We start from the raw sequence: 15,283 nt of genomic DNA on the forward strand, positions 1-15,283 counted from the left end.
GCCGGTCGGGCCGGGCGCCGACGCCAGTGCGCCGGCCGCCGCGACGGTGGACCGGCAGGCCGCGCCGGCGATGCCGGTGCCGGCCGCCGTGTCGACGAGCACGTCGTCGTAAGCACGCGGGTCCGGCTCGCCCGCGCGTCCGGCTCGCCGGCCGCGCGGGTGTTGCACGGACCGCGTGCGCGATGGTCGTTCGCGTTTGACGGGTGCCGGTCCGATCCCCGAGGCCGACACCTCTTTTTGACCGACGAGGATGCAAGGAGGCGTCGATCATGAGGCTCTTTTTCGTCGCTCTGCTGCTGGTCAGCGCACAAGCCGCCGCGCAGGCGGTGTTCCAGAATCCTGCGGTCTTCGTGATCCTCGGCGAGCAGACGCTCGCGAACGCCGCGAGCGTGCAGCAGGCGCTGACGACGCTCGGCCGCGCGGACAACACCGCGTGCATGCCGATGGTGATGGTCGGCGATCCGCAGATGATCTACATGATGCCGGAGGCCGGTCATGCGCCGCCGTGGCAGTCGCCGGTGTACGGACGCGGTGCGCCGTTCGACGCGCGGCAAGGGCCGATTCCGACCGGCAGGGCGGCGGGCGCGATGCAGCATGCGCAGGACATGCAGACGCAGCCGTGGAGCGACGCGAGCGCGCTCACGCAGAAGATCGCGGAGGCGCCCGGCGTGTCGGCATCGAGCACGGTCGGCGGGTGGCAGAGCAGCGGGCTCGATGCGATCGAGACCGCGCGCGCGACCGACGTGACGGTGAACGGCAGAACGTACCGCGCGTATCGCGACGAGATCAACCAGCCGCCGAAGCCCGCGCCCGATCCGCAGATCTACACGCAGCGCGTGATCTTCTGCCGATAGCGCGCTTCCCGCAACGCCGCACGCCGGCATCGCGCCGCGCGAGGCTACGAGGCCCGCCGCGCATCGTTGCCGTGCCGACGTGCCCGATACGACAACGCTACGTCGCGAGGCCAACGTGAACCCTACCTGCCCGATCCGGCCGCCGCGCGCGCCGGACGTTCTGCCGGACGCATCGCCGCCGCCGTTCGCGGCGCTCCGGCGTCATTGCACGGCGCCGTCGCGGCCGCTCGTCTATCTGTCGCGGCACCACGATGCCGCGCTCGCCGCACATCTCGCATCGCGCGGCTGGGACGTGTGGCGCGCGAAGACCGTTGCGGCCGCACTCAATGTCGTGAAGACGAACCGGCTCCATGCGGGCATCGTCGATTTCGGCAGCTTCGCGTCGTCCGACGTCGCGTCGCTCGAGGCGCTGCTGCGCAATCCGCGCGTCGGCTGGGTCGCGTTCGCCGACGGCGAGCCGATGCGCGACGTCGCGCTCGCGCGTCTGGTGCGCCAATGCTGCTTCGATTGCGTGAACCGCGCGACGCCGCACGCGACGGTCGGCTATCTCGTCGGCCATGCGTACGGGATGCTGACGCTGTCGGAAAGCGATGCGGCGCTGGACGCCGCGCCGCCCGGCGACACGATGATCGGCGCGTGCGACGCGATGCGCCGGCTGTACGCGGCGATCCGCAAGGTCGCGCATACGGATGCCGCCGTGTTCATCGCCGGCGAATCCGGCACCGGCAAGGAGCTGACCGCCGCGGCGATTCACCGGCAGTCGGCGCGCGCCGATGCGCCGTTCGTCGCGGTGAACTGCGCGGCCATCCCGCCGACGCTGCTGCAGGCCGAATTGTTCGGCTACGAGCGCGGCGCGTTCACCGGTGCGCAGCAGCGCAAGATCGGCCGCATCGAGGATGCGCACGGCGGCACGCTGTTTCTCGACGAAATCGGCGACATGCCGTTCGAGAGCCAGGCGAGCCTGCTGCGATTCCTGCAGGCGGGCACGATCGAGCGGCTCGGCGCACACCTGTCGATTCCGGTGGACGTGCGCATCGTCGCGGCGACGCATGTCGACCTCGAAGCCGCGATCGACGCGGGGCGTTTTCGCGCGGACCTCTATTACCGTCTGTGCGTGATGCGCATCGACGAGCCGCCGCTGCGCGCCCGCGGGCGCGACATCATGCTGCTCGCCGAGCATACGTTGCGCCGCTATCGCGGCGACGGCTCGCACCGGATTCGCGGCTTCGCGCCGTGCGCGATCGAGGCGCTCCACAGTTACGCGTGGCCGGGCAACGTACGCGAGCTGATCAACCGGATCCGGTTCGCGATCGTGATGACGAACGGCCCGCTGATCTCGGCGGTCGATCTCGAGCTGCAGCAATACACGTCGCGCCGGCCGCCGACGCTCGCGGAAGTGCGCAGGCAGGCCGAGCGGCGCGTGATCGAGGAAACGCTGCAGCGTCACCGGTATCAGCATGCGGACGTCGCGACGGAACTCGGCATTTCGCGCGCGACGCTGTATCGTTTGATGACCGCGCACGGGCTGCACGGCTGACCGCCACGTCGGTCGGCCGCTCAAGACCGCGCAGCGGCTGCCGTTAAACCATGAAATGGTCCGTGCGGACCGCGGCCGCATGCCGATGCGGCGACGCGGCCGCGCACGCGACGCATCGCGCAACTCCGAGGGTCATCGTGACAGAGTGCAGTCACTGCGGGCGAACGTTCCTGATCGGCGGTCGATCGATCGACGGTCGCCGCTATTGCGGGCCGGCATGCGCGCACGCGCATCCGATCGTCGTCGAGGCCGAGCGGCTGCCGGACGCGACCGTGCGGCAGTACGTCGACGACTGCCGATACGGGCCGTGCCCGATCTGCCGGCGCGACGATCGGCCGGTCGACGTCCACGCGTCGCATCGCGTCGTTTCGCTGCTGTTCGTCACGCGCTGGGCGACGCGGCGCCATGTGTGCTGCCGGCGCTGCGGTCGCCGGAAGCAGGCGCTCGCGCTGCTCGCGTCGGCCGCGTTCGGCTGGTGGGGGCTGCCGTGGGGAATCGTGCTCACGCCGATCCAGCTCGCGCGCAACGCGCTCGGCCTCGCCGCACGCGATCCGGACGTGGCCACGCAGCAGTTCGAGCAGCTGCTGCGGCGCAAGCTCGCCGCGCGGCGGCTGCGCGGCGCGGCGCAGCGCGTCGGCGTTTGACGCTGCGCGACACCGCTCGGCGCCGCGCAGTGCGCTGCGTCGCCGTTCGATGCGCGCCGACGCTCAGGCCGGCCGCGCGAAGCCCGATTCGACCCAGCGCTCGGCGCTCGCCTTGTTCAGCTTGAACGCGGCCGATACCTTCGCTTCGGCCAGCAGCTCGCCGTACGAATCGAACGCCTTCAACTGCGCGTACGGCTCGAACTCGTCCGGCACGATGTCGAGCGTCACCGACACGTCGCCTTCGCCGTCGGCGGCCGGCACCGTCACTTCCTTGTGCAGCATCGCGCGCCGCTGCTGCTCGTGCCGCATCAGCACCTCGGTGGCCGTCTTCACCAGCGTGCGGAACGCGTTCGCGTCCATCGGCTTCGGATTCTTCTTGTCGCGGCCCATCGTCCACGGGCCGACCAGCGCCGGCTCGGACTCGCCGTCCTTGATCATCTCGACGGCCCAGCCGTCGTCGTCTTCGTTCTTGATGATGCGGGCGGTCCAGCCGTTGTCGCGCCAGAGGCCGTCTTCGTGGATGGACGTGTCGTCGGATTGGAGATCGGATTCGGTCATGGAAGATGCGGGTCGACGGGCGGCGGCGCGCAGCCGCGACGGCAGCGCCGCGGACCGTCGGTCGCCCGGAACGGGATGCAAAGGCCGCAATTCTACCCGCTGGCCGCGTGCCGGCGCCGCGTCGCGCACGCGTTTGGCCGTTCGGCCGAGCGTCGCCCGCCGCCGTATCCGCAGGCCGGCGCAAATATCAAACTCGTATTAGGTTCCTGCCGGCCGTTCTATACGAAGTCCGATATCCGGACCGCACGCCGCTTCATAAAATGACGTTCGGGCTAAAAGTATCCCGAAACTCAATTCAACGTCAGTCCGGCCGCGCGCGTGCGTTGCGTGTCGCGCGGCGGGCGCACCATCTGGAACCGCGCATGGGGAAATTCTGTATTCGCATCGTTTTCGCGTACGACCTGCCGCTGATGCTCGCCGGTATCGAGCATGTCGCCGGCAGCGCGTGCGCGATCGAGCTCGTCGGCACCTACCGCACGCCGGACGAACTGATCGCGTCGTTCGGCAGCGTCGAATGCGACGTCGTGCTGATCGACTATTCGATACGCGGCGACGCGCACACGGACGGCTTCGCGCTGTTCGAATGGCTGCGCCGCACGCGGCCGAACGTCGGCGTCGTCGTGCTCGTCGGCGACGAGAATCCGGTGATCTTTCGCTCGATTCTCGAGCGGGGCGGCGCGAGCATCGTCAGCAAGTTCGACGAAGTCGGCCATATCGTGACCGCGATCCATTCGACGTACAGCGGCGGCCAGTATCTGTCGCCGCTCGTATGGCGCGCGCTCGGCCCGGCCGGCGAGCCGCAGCGGCCGCCGGTGAAGCTGTCGTCGCGCGAACTGGAGGTGATTCGCCTCTATCTGGCCGGCGTGCCGATCAAGACGATCGCGCAGCGGCTGAACAAGGGCAAGCAGACGGTCAGCGCGCAGAAGATCAGCGCGATGAAGAAGCTCGGCGCGAACAACGACGTCGAGCTCGTTCAGCGCGCGGCGGGGCTGGGCTTCGGCGCCGGCGCGGCCGTGCCGGTGCGCAACGGCGCCGCATGAGCGGGCGGGGCGCAGCGGGGCCGGGCAGCAGCGGGCGGCACGTCGCGCGTGCCGCATCGTCGAGCGTCAGGCCGGCAGCACGAAGCGCGTGACCGCATCGCGCAGCGATTCGGCCTGATCGCGCAGCGAGTGCGCGGCGGCCGCGGCCTGCTCGACGAGCGCCGCGTTCTGCTGCGTGACCTGATCCATCTCGCCCACCGCGCGGTTCACCTGCTCGATTCCGGCGCTCTGCTCGCGCGACGCATGGCTGATTTCGTCGAGAATCTCGTTCACGCGCCGCACCGACTGCACGATCTCGGCCATCGTCTCGCCGGCGCGCGTGACGAGCGTCGCGCCGTGCTCGACGGTCTCGTTCGACGACTCGATCAGCGACTTGATTTCCTTGGCCGCCGTCGCCGAGCGCTGCGCGAGCGAGCGCACTTCGGCCGCGACCACCGCGAAGCCGCGGCCCTGCTCGCCGGCGCGCGCCGCTTCGACGGCCGCATTCAGCGCGAGGATGTTCGTCTGGAACGCGATTCCGTCGATCACGCCGATGATGTCGCCGATCTTGTGCGAGCGGTCGGTGATTTCGTTCATCGTGCGCACGACGTCGTCGACGACCGCGCTGCCGCGCGTCGCGACCTGCGCGGCCTGATCGGCGAGCGACGCGGCCTGCGCGGCGCTTTCCGCGTTCTGCTTCACGTTCGCGGTCATCTGGTCCATGCTCGATGCGGTCTGCACGAGCGCGGCCGCCTGTTCCTCGGTGCGCTGCGACAGGTCCGTGTTGCCGGACGCGATCTCGCTCGCGCCGACGTTGATGTTCTCGGTGCCCATCCGCACGCGCGACACCATGTCGATCAGCCCGCGCTGCATCGTGTGCAGCGCGTGCAGCAGGCTGCCGCGATCGCCGGGCCGCACGTTCACGTGCGCGCTGAGATCGCCCTGCGCGATGCGCTGCGCGGCGTCGAGCGCGACTTCGAGTTCGCCGCCGAGGTTCGCGCGCACGCTCCTCAGCACGAGCACCATCACGACGGTCGCGATCGCGCCGAGCACGGCCGTGATCGCGAGCCAGCGGCCGATGCTCGCGAGCACCGCCGTATTCACGTCGTTCATGTACATGCCGGTCACGAGATACCAGTCCCACGGCGCGAAGCGCTGCACGGCGCTGGTCTTGTCCTGCGGCTTGTCGGCGCCCGGCTTCGGCCACAGGTATTCGACGAAGCCTTTGCCGCCGTCCGCGTTGCCGGCCTTCACGATGTCGACGAACAGGTGCTTGCCGTTCGGGTCCGCGAAGTTCGACACGTCCTTGCCGTTGAGTTCGGACTTGATCGGATGCATGACGATCACCGGCTTCGAGTCGTTGATCGAAATGTAGCCGTCGGTGCCGTAGCGCATCGCGGCGATCGCTTCGAGCGCCTTCTGCTTCGCGTCCGCTTCCGGGATCGCGTTCTGCTGCGTCAGCTTGTAGTAGTGGTCGGCGACGCTCGCGGCCTGCGCGACCAGCGACGCGAGCTGCTCGCGGCGATCGTCGATCATCGACGTGCGCGTCTGCCATGCGCCGATGCCGGCGATCACGAGCAGGCCGAGCCACAGGATGACGATCATCGAGGCGAGTTTCTGATTCAGGGAAAGAGTGCGCATGGTGTGTGTCGGTCGATCGAACGGGTTCGCGGCAACGGCGTGACGGGATAGGTGTTTGACGGCGCGCCGCGCGCATTGCCGTAGGCGGGAAATCCCTAACGGCGTGCACGGCGCGCGGGTGGCCGCGGCCGCGGCGATCGACGTCGGCGCGGCCGGCGCCGGCGGCGACGTCGATGCCTATGCATAAGCGCGCTCGCTATACTGTCGCGGCGATTGCGTTCGCGCTCTTTTAGCCGGTCCCGCGATGCCGGACGACGGCGGCGCGACGCCGGACGAAGCCGAAAAGGAGGCAACGATGCGAATTCTGGTAGTGGGCGCCGGCGCGGTCGGCGGATACTTCGGCGGGCGGCTCGCGGCGGCGGGCCGCGACGTGACGTTCCTCGTGCGCGACGGCCGCGCGGCCGCGCTCGCGCGCGACGGGCTCGTGATCCGCAGCCCGCGCGGCGACCTGACGCTGCCGGACGTGCAGACGGTGCGCGCCGGCGACACGGCCGCGCCGTTCGATCTGGTGCTGCTGAGCTGCAAGGCGTACAGCCTCGACGATGCGATCGCGTCGTTCGCGCCGTTCGTCGGGCCGTCGACGCTGATCCTGCCGCTGCTGAACGGGATGCGCCATCTCGACGTGCTGCGCGACCGGTTCGGCGCCGCGCAGGTGCTCGGCGGCCTGTGCGTGATCGCGGCGACGCTCGATCGCGACCAGCACATCGTGCATCTGAACGACACGCACGGGCTGTCGTTCGGCGAACTCGCGGGCGGCGCGTCGCCGCGCGTGCGCGCGGTGGCTGACGCATTCGACGGCGCGGGCTTCGACGCGACGCTCAGCGACGACATCGTCGCGCGGATGTGGGAGAAGTGGGTGTTCCTCGCGACGCTCGCCGCGAGCACGTCGCTGTTCCGCGGATCGGTCGGCGACATTCTCGCGGCGCCGGACGGACGCCGCCTGCTCGAGACGATGCTCGACGAATGCGGCGCGATCGCCGCGCACCACGGCTACCGGCCGGAGCCGGCGGCGATCGAGCGGATGCAGAAGATGGTGCTGACGCCGTCGCCGCTGACCGCATCGATGCTGCGCGACCTCGAGAACCGCGCGCGCGTCGAGGCCGATCACGTGATCGGCGATCTGCTCGCGCGTCGCGATCCGCACGCGGCCGATACGCTGTCGCTGCTGCGCGTCGCGTACAACCATCTGAAAACCTACGAAGTGCGCATCGCGCGCGAGCGCGCGGCCGCTGCCTGACTCGTCGCGAAACGCGGCCGATTCGCGGCCGATTCGTAGCCCGCCGCGCATATTGCCGCGTCATGAGTCGGCCCCGGCGCGCGCGGCCCGCGTCGAAACGCCGCCGTCCGTCGCGGTCGCCGCGCACCGCGTTTGCGCGCTGCACAAATTTGCCGTCGGCCGCCGTGTGCGGCCGAAACGCGCAAAAAAGTATCGAAAATCAGCCGTAAAGTTGGTGGAGCCGCGTGCGCGATCGACCTACATTGCTTCCCATGCGACCGGTCGCAGTGCCGCACCACGGAGACGGCGAACGCGCGGACAGCCGAACGCGCGGCCGGCGACACATGGGAATGGAGACGCCAACATGATGCACCCCGATCTGGAAGTGGTCGACGTGCGACGCGACGAGTCGTTCAAGGTGTGGTCGCACGGCTATCCGTACCGCACGATCCGCTGGCATTTCCATCCCGAATTCGAACTGCACCTGATCGTCGCGACGCGCGGCAAGTATTTCGTCGGCGATCACATCGGCTCGTTCGGCCCCGGCCATCTGGTGCTGCTCGGTCCGAACCTGCCGCACAACTGGGTCAGCGACATGGCCGACGGCGAAACCGTCGAGCGCCGCAATCTCGTGATCCAGTTCGACCAGACGTTCGTGCGGCGCTGCATCGACGCGTTCCCCGAATGCCGCGATGCGCAGGCGCTGCTCGACGACGCGCGGCGCGGCGTCGGCTTCGACGATGCGACGAGCGCCGCGATCGCGCCGCTGTTCGACGAGCTGCTCGGCGCGCGCGGGATGCGCCGCATCGCGCTGTTCATGACGATCCTCGAGCGGCTCTGCGGCGCGCGCGGGCGCACGCTGCTCGCGAGTCCCGCGTACGACCACGCGCACGTGACGCCGACGCGGCTGAGCCACGCGCTGTCGTACATCGGCAAGAACCTCGCGTCGGACCTGCGCGAATCCGATCTCGCGCAGCTGACCGGCCAGAGCGTCAGCGCGTTCTCGCGCGCGTTCCATCGCCATACGGGCATGCCGTTCGTTCAGTACGTGAATCGGCTGCGGATCGAATCCGCGTGCCAGATGCTGCTCGCCGACGATGCGAGCATCACGGACATCTGCTTCCAGGCCGGCTTCAACAACGTGTCGAACTTCAACCGCCAGTTCCGCGCGGTGAAGGGGATGGCGCCGTCCGAATTCCGCGCACTGCAGCGCCTGAACGCGCGCAGCCGCGAACTCGCGCTGCACGCGGCGCCGACCGGCAATCCGATGCCGCCGCGCGTGGTCGCCGCCGGCACGCGTGCGCACGCGCTCGCGCTGCAGCCCGGATGATCGCCGGGCCGTCGCCCGCCTGACGTTTTCTCGCCGTTTCACCGAGCCGTTCGCGCCGTACGCGTCGCGAGGGGCCCGCTCATCCACGAAAAAGCCGCACACAATCGGAGACACCGTCATGACACACGCATCGCCCGCTTCCTCTTCATCTTCCCGCCGCTCGGCCGCCGCCGCCGCCGCGCTGGCCGCCGCTGCACTGTTCGCCGCCGCGCCGGCCGCCGACGCCGCACCGCTGCGGATCGGCATGACGTTCCAGGAGCTGAACAACCCGTACTTCGTGACGATGCAGAAGGCGCTGAACGATGCGGCGACGTCGATCGGCGCGCAGGTCGTCGTCACCGATGCGCATCACGACGTGACCAAGCAGGTGAGCGACGTCGAGGACATGCTGCAGAAGAAGATCGACATCCTGCTCGTCAACCCGACCGATTCGACCGGCATTCAGTCGGCGATCACGCAGGCGAAGAAGGCCGGCGCGGTGGTCGTGGCCGTCGATGCGAACGCGAACGGTCCGGTCGATTCGTTCGTCGGCTCGAAGAACTACGACGCGGGCGTGATGTCGTGCGAGTACCTCGCGAAGGCGATCGGCGGCGCCGGCGAAGTCGCGATCCTCGACGGCATTCCGGTCGTGCCGATTCTCGAACGCGTGCGCGGCTGCAAGGCCGGCCTCGCGAAATTCCCGAACGTGAAGCTCGTCGATACGCAGAACGGCAAGCAGGAGCGCGCGGCCGCGCTGTCGGTCACCGAGAACATGATTTCCGCGCACCCGAACCTGAAGGGGATCTTCAGCGTGAACGACGGCGGCTCGATGGGCGCGCTCGCGGCGATCGAGAGCTCCGGCAAGGACATCAAGCTGACGAGCGTCGACGGCGCGCCGGAGGCCGTCGCCGCGATCCAGAAGCCGAACTCGAAGTTCGTCGAGACGACCGCGCAGTTCCCGGCCGACCAGGTGCGCATCGCGCTCGGCATCGCGATCGCGCGCAAGTGGGGCGCGACGGTGCCGAAGGCGATCCCGGTCGACGTGAAGGTCGTCGATCGCAGCAATGCGAAGGGGTTCAGCTGGTGAACGATGCGCGATGCGACGCGGAGGACGGCGGCATCGCCGCGGTCCTTCGCGCGGAGAAGCGGATGGATACGATACTCAGGCTCAACCGCATCACGAAAAGTTTTCCGGGCGTGAAGGCGCTGTCGGACATCGATCTGCAGATCGCGCGCGGCGAGATTCATGCGCTGCTCGGCGAGAACGGCGCCGGCAAATCGACGCTGATGAAGATCCTCTGCGGGATCCATCAGCCCGATGCCGGCACGATCGAGATCGACGGCGTCGAGCGGCGCTTTGCGAACTATCACGACGCGGTCGCGGCGGGCGTCGGCATCGTGTTCCAGGAATTCAGCCTGATCCCGCATCTGAACGCGGTCGACAATCTGTTCCTCGGGCGCGAACTGCGCGGCCGCTGCGGGCTGCGGGCCCGCGCGCGGATGCGCGGCGCCGCCGCGGCCATCTTCGCGCGGCTCGGCGTGACGATCGATCTCGATGCGCCGATCCGCACGCTGTCGGTCGCGCAGCAGCAGTTCGTCGAGATCGGCAAGGCGCTGTCGCTCGACGCGCGCATCCTGATCCTCGACGAGCCGACCGCGACGCTGACGCCGGCCGAGGCCGAGCGGCTGTTCGCGATCATGCGCGAGCTGAAGCGGCAGGGCGTCGCGATGATCTTCATCTCGCATCATCTCGACGAGATCTTTTCCGTGTGCGACCGCATCACGGTGCTGCGCGACGGCCAGTACGTCGCGACGACCGACGTCGCGCACACCGACGTCGAGCAGCTCGTGCGGATGATGGTCGGCCGGCGCATCGAGAGCAGTTTCCCGCCGAAGCCCGCGCTGCCGGCCGACGCGCAGCCGGTGCTCGAGGTCGACGCGCTGCAGATCGAGCGCGGCGGCCCGGTGAACCGCTTCGTGCTGCGCGCGGGCGAGATTCTCGGTTTCGCGGGACTCGTCGGCTCGGGCCGCACCGAGACCGCGCTCGCGCTGATCGGCGCGACGCGCGCGCACCGCAAGGAAGTGCGCGTGCGCGGCAGCGCGGCGGCGCTCGCCGATCCGGCCGACGCGCTGCGTGCCGGCATCGGCATCCTGCCGGAAAGCCGCAAGACCGAAGGGCTCGTCACGTCGTTCTCGATCCGCGACAACATCTCGCTGAACAATCTCGGCAAGTACCGGTCGATGCGCTGGCTGATCGACCGCCGCGGCGAGGCGCGCACGACGCACGACGTGATGCGGCGCGTCGGTGTGAAGGCGCCGTCGATTCACACGGAGGTCGCGACGCTGTCGGGCGGCAACCAGCAGAAGGTCGTGATCGCGCGCTGGCTGAACCATCACACGACCGTGCTGATCTTCGACGAGCCCACGCGCGGCATCGACGTCGGCGCGAAAGCCGAAATCTACGGGCTGATGCGCGAACTGACCGCGCGCGGCTACGCCATCATCATGATCTCGTCCGAACTGCCGGAGATCGTCGGCATGTGCGATCGCGTCGCCGTGTTCCGGCAAGGCCGCATCGAAGCGACGCTCGAAGGCGACGAGATCGATCCCGACACGGTCATGACCTATGCCACGGCCGGCACGCGAGGAGCGACCCATGAACCTGCCTGATTCTTCTTCCCCGCATTCCCCGACGCTCGCGGGCGCACCCGGCGACGCCGCGCTGCCGCCGCGCGCGAGGTGGACGCAGCTGCGGCGCTCGACGCTGTTCTATCCGCTGGTGGGCCTCGTCGTCGTGTGCATCGCGATGATGATCGCGAGCCCGAGCTTCCTGTCCGCCGCGAACCTCGAGAACGTGCTGCGTCAGGTGTCGATCAACGCGATCATCGCGGTCGGCATGACCTGCGTGATCTTGACCGGCGGAATCGACCTGTCGGTCGGCTCGGTGATGGCGCTGTCGGGCACGCTCGCGGCCGGATTGATGGTCGCCGGCGTGAACGCGGCGGCCGCGCTCGCGATCGGCATCGCGGTCGGCTTCGGGTTCGGCTTCGTGAACGGCATATTCGTCGCGTTCGCCGGGATGCCGCCGATCATCGTCACGCTGGCGACAATGGGCATCGCGCGCGGTCTCGCGCTGATCTACACGGGCGGCTATCCGATCGACGGGCTGCCCGACTGGGTGTCGTTCTTCGGCAGCGGCAAGGTGCTCGGCATCCAGGCGCCGGTGCTGATCATGATCGTCGTGTATGCGATCGCATGGCTGCTGCTCGAGCGTATGCCGTTCGGCCGCTACGTGTATGCGATCGGCGGCAACGAGCAGGCGACGCGGCTCACCGGCGTGCGCGTCGCCCGCGTGAAGCTGATCGTCTACACGCTCGCCGGCGTCACGTCCGCGCTCGCCGCGATCGTGCTGACCGGCCGGCTGATGAGCGGACAGCCGAACGCGGGCGTCGGCTTCGAGCTCGACGCGATCGCGGCCGTCGTGATGGGCGGCACGTCGATCTCCGGCGGGCGCGGCGCGATCCTCGGCACGCTGGTCGGCGCGCTGCTGCTCGGCGTGCTGAACAACGGGCTGAACATGGTCGGCGTGAACCCGTATGTGCAGAACGTGATCAAGGGCGGAATCATCCTGCTCGCGATCTACATCAGCCGCGAGCGGTCGCGGTAACGCGCGGCCGCTCGCGTCGACGAACCTTACCGAAAGAGACAACTCATGACGACACCCGAAGCCCAGCCGCGGATGACCGCGGTCGTCTGCCACGGCCCCGAGGACTACCGCGTCGAACAGGTCGCGAAGGCGCACGCGGGCCCGAACGAACTGGTGATCCGCATCGCCGCGTGCGGAATCTGCGCGAGCGACTGCAAGTGCTACACGGGCGCGAAGATGTTCTGGGGCGGACCGAGCCCGTGGGTGAAGGCGCCCGTGATTCCCGGCCACGAATTCTTCGGCTACGTGGAGTCGCTCGGCGAAGGCGCGGCCGAGCATTTCGGCGTCGCGCCCGGCGACCGCGTGATCGCCGAACAGATCGTGCCGTGCGGCAAGTGCCGCTACTGCAAGTCCGGCCAGTACTGGATGTGCGAAGTGCACAACATCTTCGGCTTTCAGCGCGAAGTCGCGGACGGCGGGATGGCCGAATACATGCGCATTCCGCCGACCGCGATCGTCCACCGGATTCCGCTCGGCGTGTCGCTCGAGGATGCAGCGATCATCGAACCGCTGTCGTGCGCGATCCATACGGTGAACCGCGGCGATATCCAGCTCGACGACGTCGTCGTGATCGCCGGCGCGGGCCCGCTCGGGCTGATGATGACGCAGGTCGCGCACCTGAAGACGCCGAAGAAGCTCGTCGTGATCGACCTGATCGACGAGCGGCTCGAACTCGCGCGCCAGTACGGCGCGGACGTGACGATCAACCCGACGCGCGACGATGCGCGCGCGATCGTGCGCGGGCTGACCGACGGCTACGGCTGCGACGTGTACATCGAGACGACCGGCGCGCCGGTCGGCGTGAACCAGGGGCTCGACCTGATCCGCAAGCTCGGGCGCTTCGTCGAATTCAGCGTGTTCGGCGACGACGCGACGGTCGACTGGTCGATCATCGGCGATCGCAAGGAGCTCGACGTGCGCGGTGCGCACCTCGGCCCGTACTGCTATCCGGTCGCGATCGACCTGCTCGCGCGCGGGCTCGTCACGTCGAAAGGCATCGTCACGCACGGCTTCGCGCTGGAAGAGTGGGACGACGCGATCCGCGTCGCGAAGTCGGCCGAATCGATCAAGGTGCTGCTGAAGCCGGCGCGCTGACCGCCCGCGCACGCGGCGAACGGAGACATCATGGAATACGTGATAGGCGTCGATATCGGCACGCAGAGCACCAAGGCGCTGCTCGTCGACCGGCACGGCACGATCGTCGCGCGGCGCTCGGCCGGCTACCAGCCCGATACGCCGCGGCCGCTGTGGGCCGAGCAGTGGCCGCAGGTGTGGTTCGACGCCGTGCTCGAATGCATCGCCGGCTGCGTCGCCGATGCGCGCGACGCGGGCGTGCCGGCCGACGCGATCCGCGCGGTGTGCGTGAGCAGCCTGTACGGCGGCTCCGGCATTCCGGTGGACAGCGACATGCGCCCGCTTCATCCGTGCCTGATCTGGATGGATCGCCGCGCGACCTCGCAGGTCGACTGGGTGAACGCGCACGTGAACGTCGCGCGGCTGCGCACGATCACCGGCAACGGCGTGGACAGCTACTACGGATTCACGAAGATGCTGTGGCTGCGCGACCGGCGGCCCGACGTGTGGGCGAACGTCCGCTACTTTCTGCCGCCGAACGCGTATGTGATCTATCTGCTGACCGGCGAAGTCGCAGTCGATCACAGCTCGGCCGGCAATATCGGCGGCGTGTACGACGTCGCGCGCCGCGAATGGTCCGACGACGCGCTCGACATGCTCGGCATTCCGGCGACGATGATGCCCGAGCGGCTCGTCGATTCGACGGACGTCGTCGGCGGGCTGCTGTCGCAATGGACCGAACGGCTCGGGCTGCCGGCCGGCACGCCGATCGTCGCGGGCGGCGTCGATGCGGCCGTCGCGACGTTCGCGGCCGGTGCGACGCGCACCGGCCAGCATGTCGCGATGATCGGCACGAGCATGTGCTGGGGCTACGTGACGCAGCACGTGGATGCGCGACACGGGCTCGTCAGCATGCCGCACGTGTTGGACGGACAGCGCGACCTGTACGTGTTCGGCGGCGCGATCACGGCCGGTGCGTCGGTCGCATGGTTCCGCGACCAGTTCTGTCACGCGGAAATCGACGCGGCGCGCGCATTGCCGCACGGCGATCCGCACGTGCTGCTCGAGGAAGCGGCCGCGCGCGTGCCGGCGGGCGCCGACGGCGTGCTGTTCCTGCCGTACCTGATGGGCGAGCGCAGCCCGGTATGGGACGCGAAGGCGAGCGGTGCGTTCGTCGGGCTGAGCGTCGCGCATACGCGCGCGCACCTGTATCGCGCGGTGCTCGAAGGCGTCGCGTTCGCGCTGCGGCACAACATCGATGCAGGCCGCCGCGGCGCGGCCGCGCTCGACGATCGGCTGATCGTCGTCGGCGGCGCCGCGCATTCGGCGCTGTGGATGCAGATCGTCGCCGACGTGACCGGCTTTCCGGTGTGGACGATCGAGCAGGACGTCGAAGCCGCGATGGGCGCCGCGCTGCTCGCCGGTGTCGGCGCGAAACTCGTGTCGCGTGCCGACGCGCAGCGCGGCTGGGTGTCGCTGGTCGAGCGCGCGCGGCCCGATCCCGCGCGCGCCGCTGCGTATGCGGTGCGCTTCGCGCTTTATACGGCGCTGTATCCGGCGCTCAAACCGATCATGCACGGACTCCATTCGCGATCATGAACACGCAATTCGACTTCAGCGGCTCGACGGTGCTCGTCACGGGCGCGTCGAGCGGTATCGGCCGCGCCTGTGCGGCCGCGCTCGCGCTGGCGGGCGCCCGCGTGGTGGCGGCCGCCCGCGACGCGG

At 69.1% G+C, this 15,283-nt stretch carries 13 protein-coding genes; 11 read left to right on the plus strand and 2 right to left on the minus strand.

The features are described from left to right. The first annotated feature begins 269 nt into the window (after positions 1-269). The 3 genes from BUB20358_RS26355 to BUB20358_RS26365 all read left to right on the plus strand — a co-directional run bounded on the left by BUB20358_RS26355 (position 270) and on the right by BUB20358_RS26365 (position 3,035). Entirely contained in the window at positions 270-854 is a 585-nt protein-coding gene (locus BUB20358_RS26355) for a hypothetical protein (RefSeq protein WP_006766222.1), read from the plus strand. 115 nt (positions 855-969) lie between these two features. Beyond that, a complete protein-coding gene (locus tag BUB20358_RS26360) occupies positions 970-2,391 on the plus strand; it encodes a sigma-54 dependent transcriptional regulator (protein WP_105773923.1) in 1,422 nt (473 codons plus the stop codon). Between the two features lie 137 nt (positions 2,392-2,528). Then, the gene (locus BUB20358_RS26365; RefSeq protein ID WP_035975339.1) at positions 2,529-3,035 is read left to right on the plus strand and encodes a hypothetical protein; all 507 of its coding nucleotides are present in this window, start codon (positions 2,529-2,531) and stop codon (positions 3,033-3,035) included. 63 nt (positions 3,036-3,098) lie between these two features. Here BUB20358_RS26365 and BUB20358_RS26370 read toward each other — a convergent pair whose 3' ends face one another. Next, entirely contained in the window at positions 3,099-3,593 is a 495-nt protein-coding gene (locus tag BUB20358_RS26370) for a hypothetical protein (RefSeq protein WP_035974381.1), read from the minus strand. A 362-nt stretch (positions 3,594-3,955) separates the two neighbouring features. On the opposite strand from BUB20358_RS26370, the gene BUB20358_RS26375 reads away from it, so the two are divergent. Then, complete coding sequence (locus tag BUB20358_RS26375) at positions 3,956-4,633, plus strand: LuxR C-terminal-related transcriptional regulator (protein ID WP_035974379.1); 678 nt, start codon at positions 3,956-3,958, stop codon at positions 4,631-4,633. 66 nt (positions 4,634-4,699) lie between these two features. On the opposite strand, the gene BUB20358_RS26380 is transcribed toward BUB20358_RS26375, so the two are convergent. Continuing rightward, positions 4,700-6,253: a methyl-accepting chemotaxis protein gene (locus tag BUB20358_RS26380; RefSeq protein WP_006766217.1), complete on the minus strand. Its 1,554-nt coding sequence runs from the start codon at positions 6,251-6,253 to the stop codon at positions 4,700-4,702. Positions 6,254-6,548: 295 nt separating this feature from the next. Here BUB20358_RS26380 and panE point away from each other — a divergent pair, with 295 nt between their 5' ends. The 7 genes from panE (at position 6,549) to BUB20358_RS26415 (ending at position 15,157) form a co-directional block, all read left to right on the plus strand. Beyond that, entirely contained in the window at positions 6,549-7,490 is a 942-nt protein-coding gene (gene panE / locus BUB20358_RS26385; RefSeq protein ID WP_035975338.1) for a 2-dehydropantoate 2-reductase, read from the plus strand. A 343-nt stretch (positions 7,491-7,833) separates the two neighbouring features. After that, positions 7,834-8,799, plus strand: a complete 966-nt coding sequence (locus tag BUB20358_RS26390; RefSeq protein WP_006766215.1) for an AraC family transcriptional regulator — start codon at positions 7,834-7,836, stop codon at positions 8,797-8,799. Positions 8,800-8,917: 118 nt separating this feature from the next. Then, on the plus strand, positions 8,918-9,865 hold the full coding sequence (locus tag BUB20358_RS26395; protein ID WP_035974377.1) for a substrate-binding domain-containing protein: 948 nt from the start codon (positions 8,918-8,920) through the stop codon (positions 9,863-9,865). 62 nt (positions 9,866-9,927) lie between these two features. Next, the gene (locus BUB20358_RS26400) at positions 9,928-11,448 is read left to right on the plus strand and encodes a sugar ABC transporter ATP-binding protein (protein WP_035975337.1); all 1,521 of its coding nucleotides are present in this window, start codon (positions 9,928-9,930) and stop codon (positions 11,446-11,448) included. Further along, positions 11,435-12,445, plus strand: coding sequence for an ABC transporter permease (locus BUB20358_RS26405; protein ID WP_035974373.1), 1,011 nt, complete (start codon positions 11,435-11,437; stop codon positions 12,443-12,445). Before BUB20358_RS26400 ends, BUB20358_RS26405 begins: the two co-directional genes overlap by 14 nt. A gap of 45 nt (positions 12,446-12,490) precedes the next feature. Beyond that, positions 12,491-13,579: an erythritol/L-threitol dehydrogenase gene (locus BUB20358_RS26410; RefSeq protein WP_006766212.1), complete on the plus strand. Its 1,089-nt coding sequence runs from the start codon at positions 12,491-12,493 to the stop codon at positions 13,577-13,579. Positions 13,580-13,609: 30 nt separating this feature from the next. After that, positions 13,610-15,157 (plus strand): FGGY-family carbohydrate kinase, encoded by a 1,548-nt coding sequence (locus BUB20358_RS26415; RefSeq protein ID WP_035974371.1) that lies wholly within the window; start codon positions 13,610-13,612, stop codon positions 15,155-15,157. Positions 15,158-15,283 lie beyond the last annotated feature (126 nt).

The sequence above is a fragment of the Burkholderia dolosa genome (assembly GCF_902499135.1).
Lineage (GTDB): Bacteria > Pseudomonadota > Gammaproteobacteria > Burkholderiales > Burkholderiaceae > Burkholderia > Burkholderia dolosa.

Excerpts from the sequence above, each read along its gene's own strand:
- BUB20358_RS26370 (WP_035974381.1), bottom strand. The coding sequence starts at position 3,593 with ATGACCGAATCCGATCTCCAATCCGACGACACGTCCATCCACGAAGAC.
- BUB20358_RS26390 (WP_006766215.1), top strand. The coding sequence starts at position 7,834 with ATGATGCACCCCGATCTGGAAGTGGTCGACGTGCGACGCGACGAGTCG.
- BUB20358_RS26380 (WP_006766217.1), bottom strand. The coding sequence starts at position 6,253 with ATGCGCACTCTTTCCCTGAATCAGAAACTCGCCTCGATGATCGTCATC.
- BUB20358_RS26355 (WP_006766222.1), top strand. The coding sequence starts at position 270 with ATGAGGCTCTTTTTCGTCGCTCTGCTGCTGGTCAGCGCACAAGCCGCC.
- BUB20358_RS26400 (WP_035975337.1), top strand. The coding sequence starts at position 9,928 with ATGGATACGATACTCAGGCTCAACCGCATCACGAAAAGTTTTCCGGGC.
- BUB20358_RS26395 (WP_035974377.1), top strand. The coding sequence starts at position 8,918 with ATGACACACGCATCGCCCGCTTCCTCTTCATCTTCCCGCCGCTCGGCC.
- BUB20358_RS26405 (WP_035974373.1), top strand. The coding sequence starts at position 11,435 with ATGAACCTGCCTGATTCTTCTTCCCCGCATTCCCCGACGCTCGCGGGC.
- panE (WP_035975338.1), top strand. The coding sequence starts at position 6,549 with ATGCGAATTCTGGTAGTGGGCGCCGGCGCGGTCGGCGGATACTTCGGC.
- BUB20358_RS26410 (WP_006766212.1), top strand. The coding sequence starts at position 12,491 with ATGACGACACCCGAAGCCCAGCCGCGGATGACCGCGGTCGTCTGCCAC.
- BUB20358_RS26415 (WP_035974371.1), top strand. The coding sequence starts at position 13,610 with ATGGAATACGTGATAGGCGTCGATATCGGCACGCAGAGCACCAAGGCG.
- BUB20358_RS26375 (WP_035974379.1), top strand. The coding sequence starts at position 3,956 with ATGGGGAAATTCTGTATTCGCATCGTTTTCGCGTACGACCTGCCGCTG.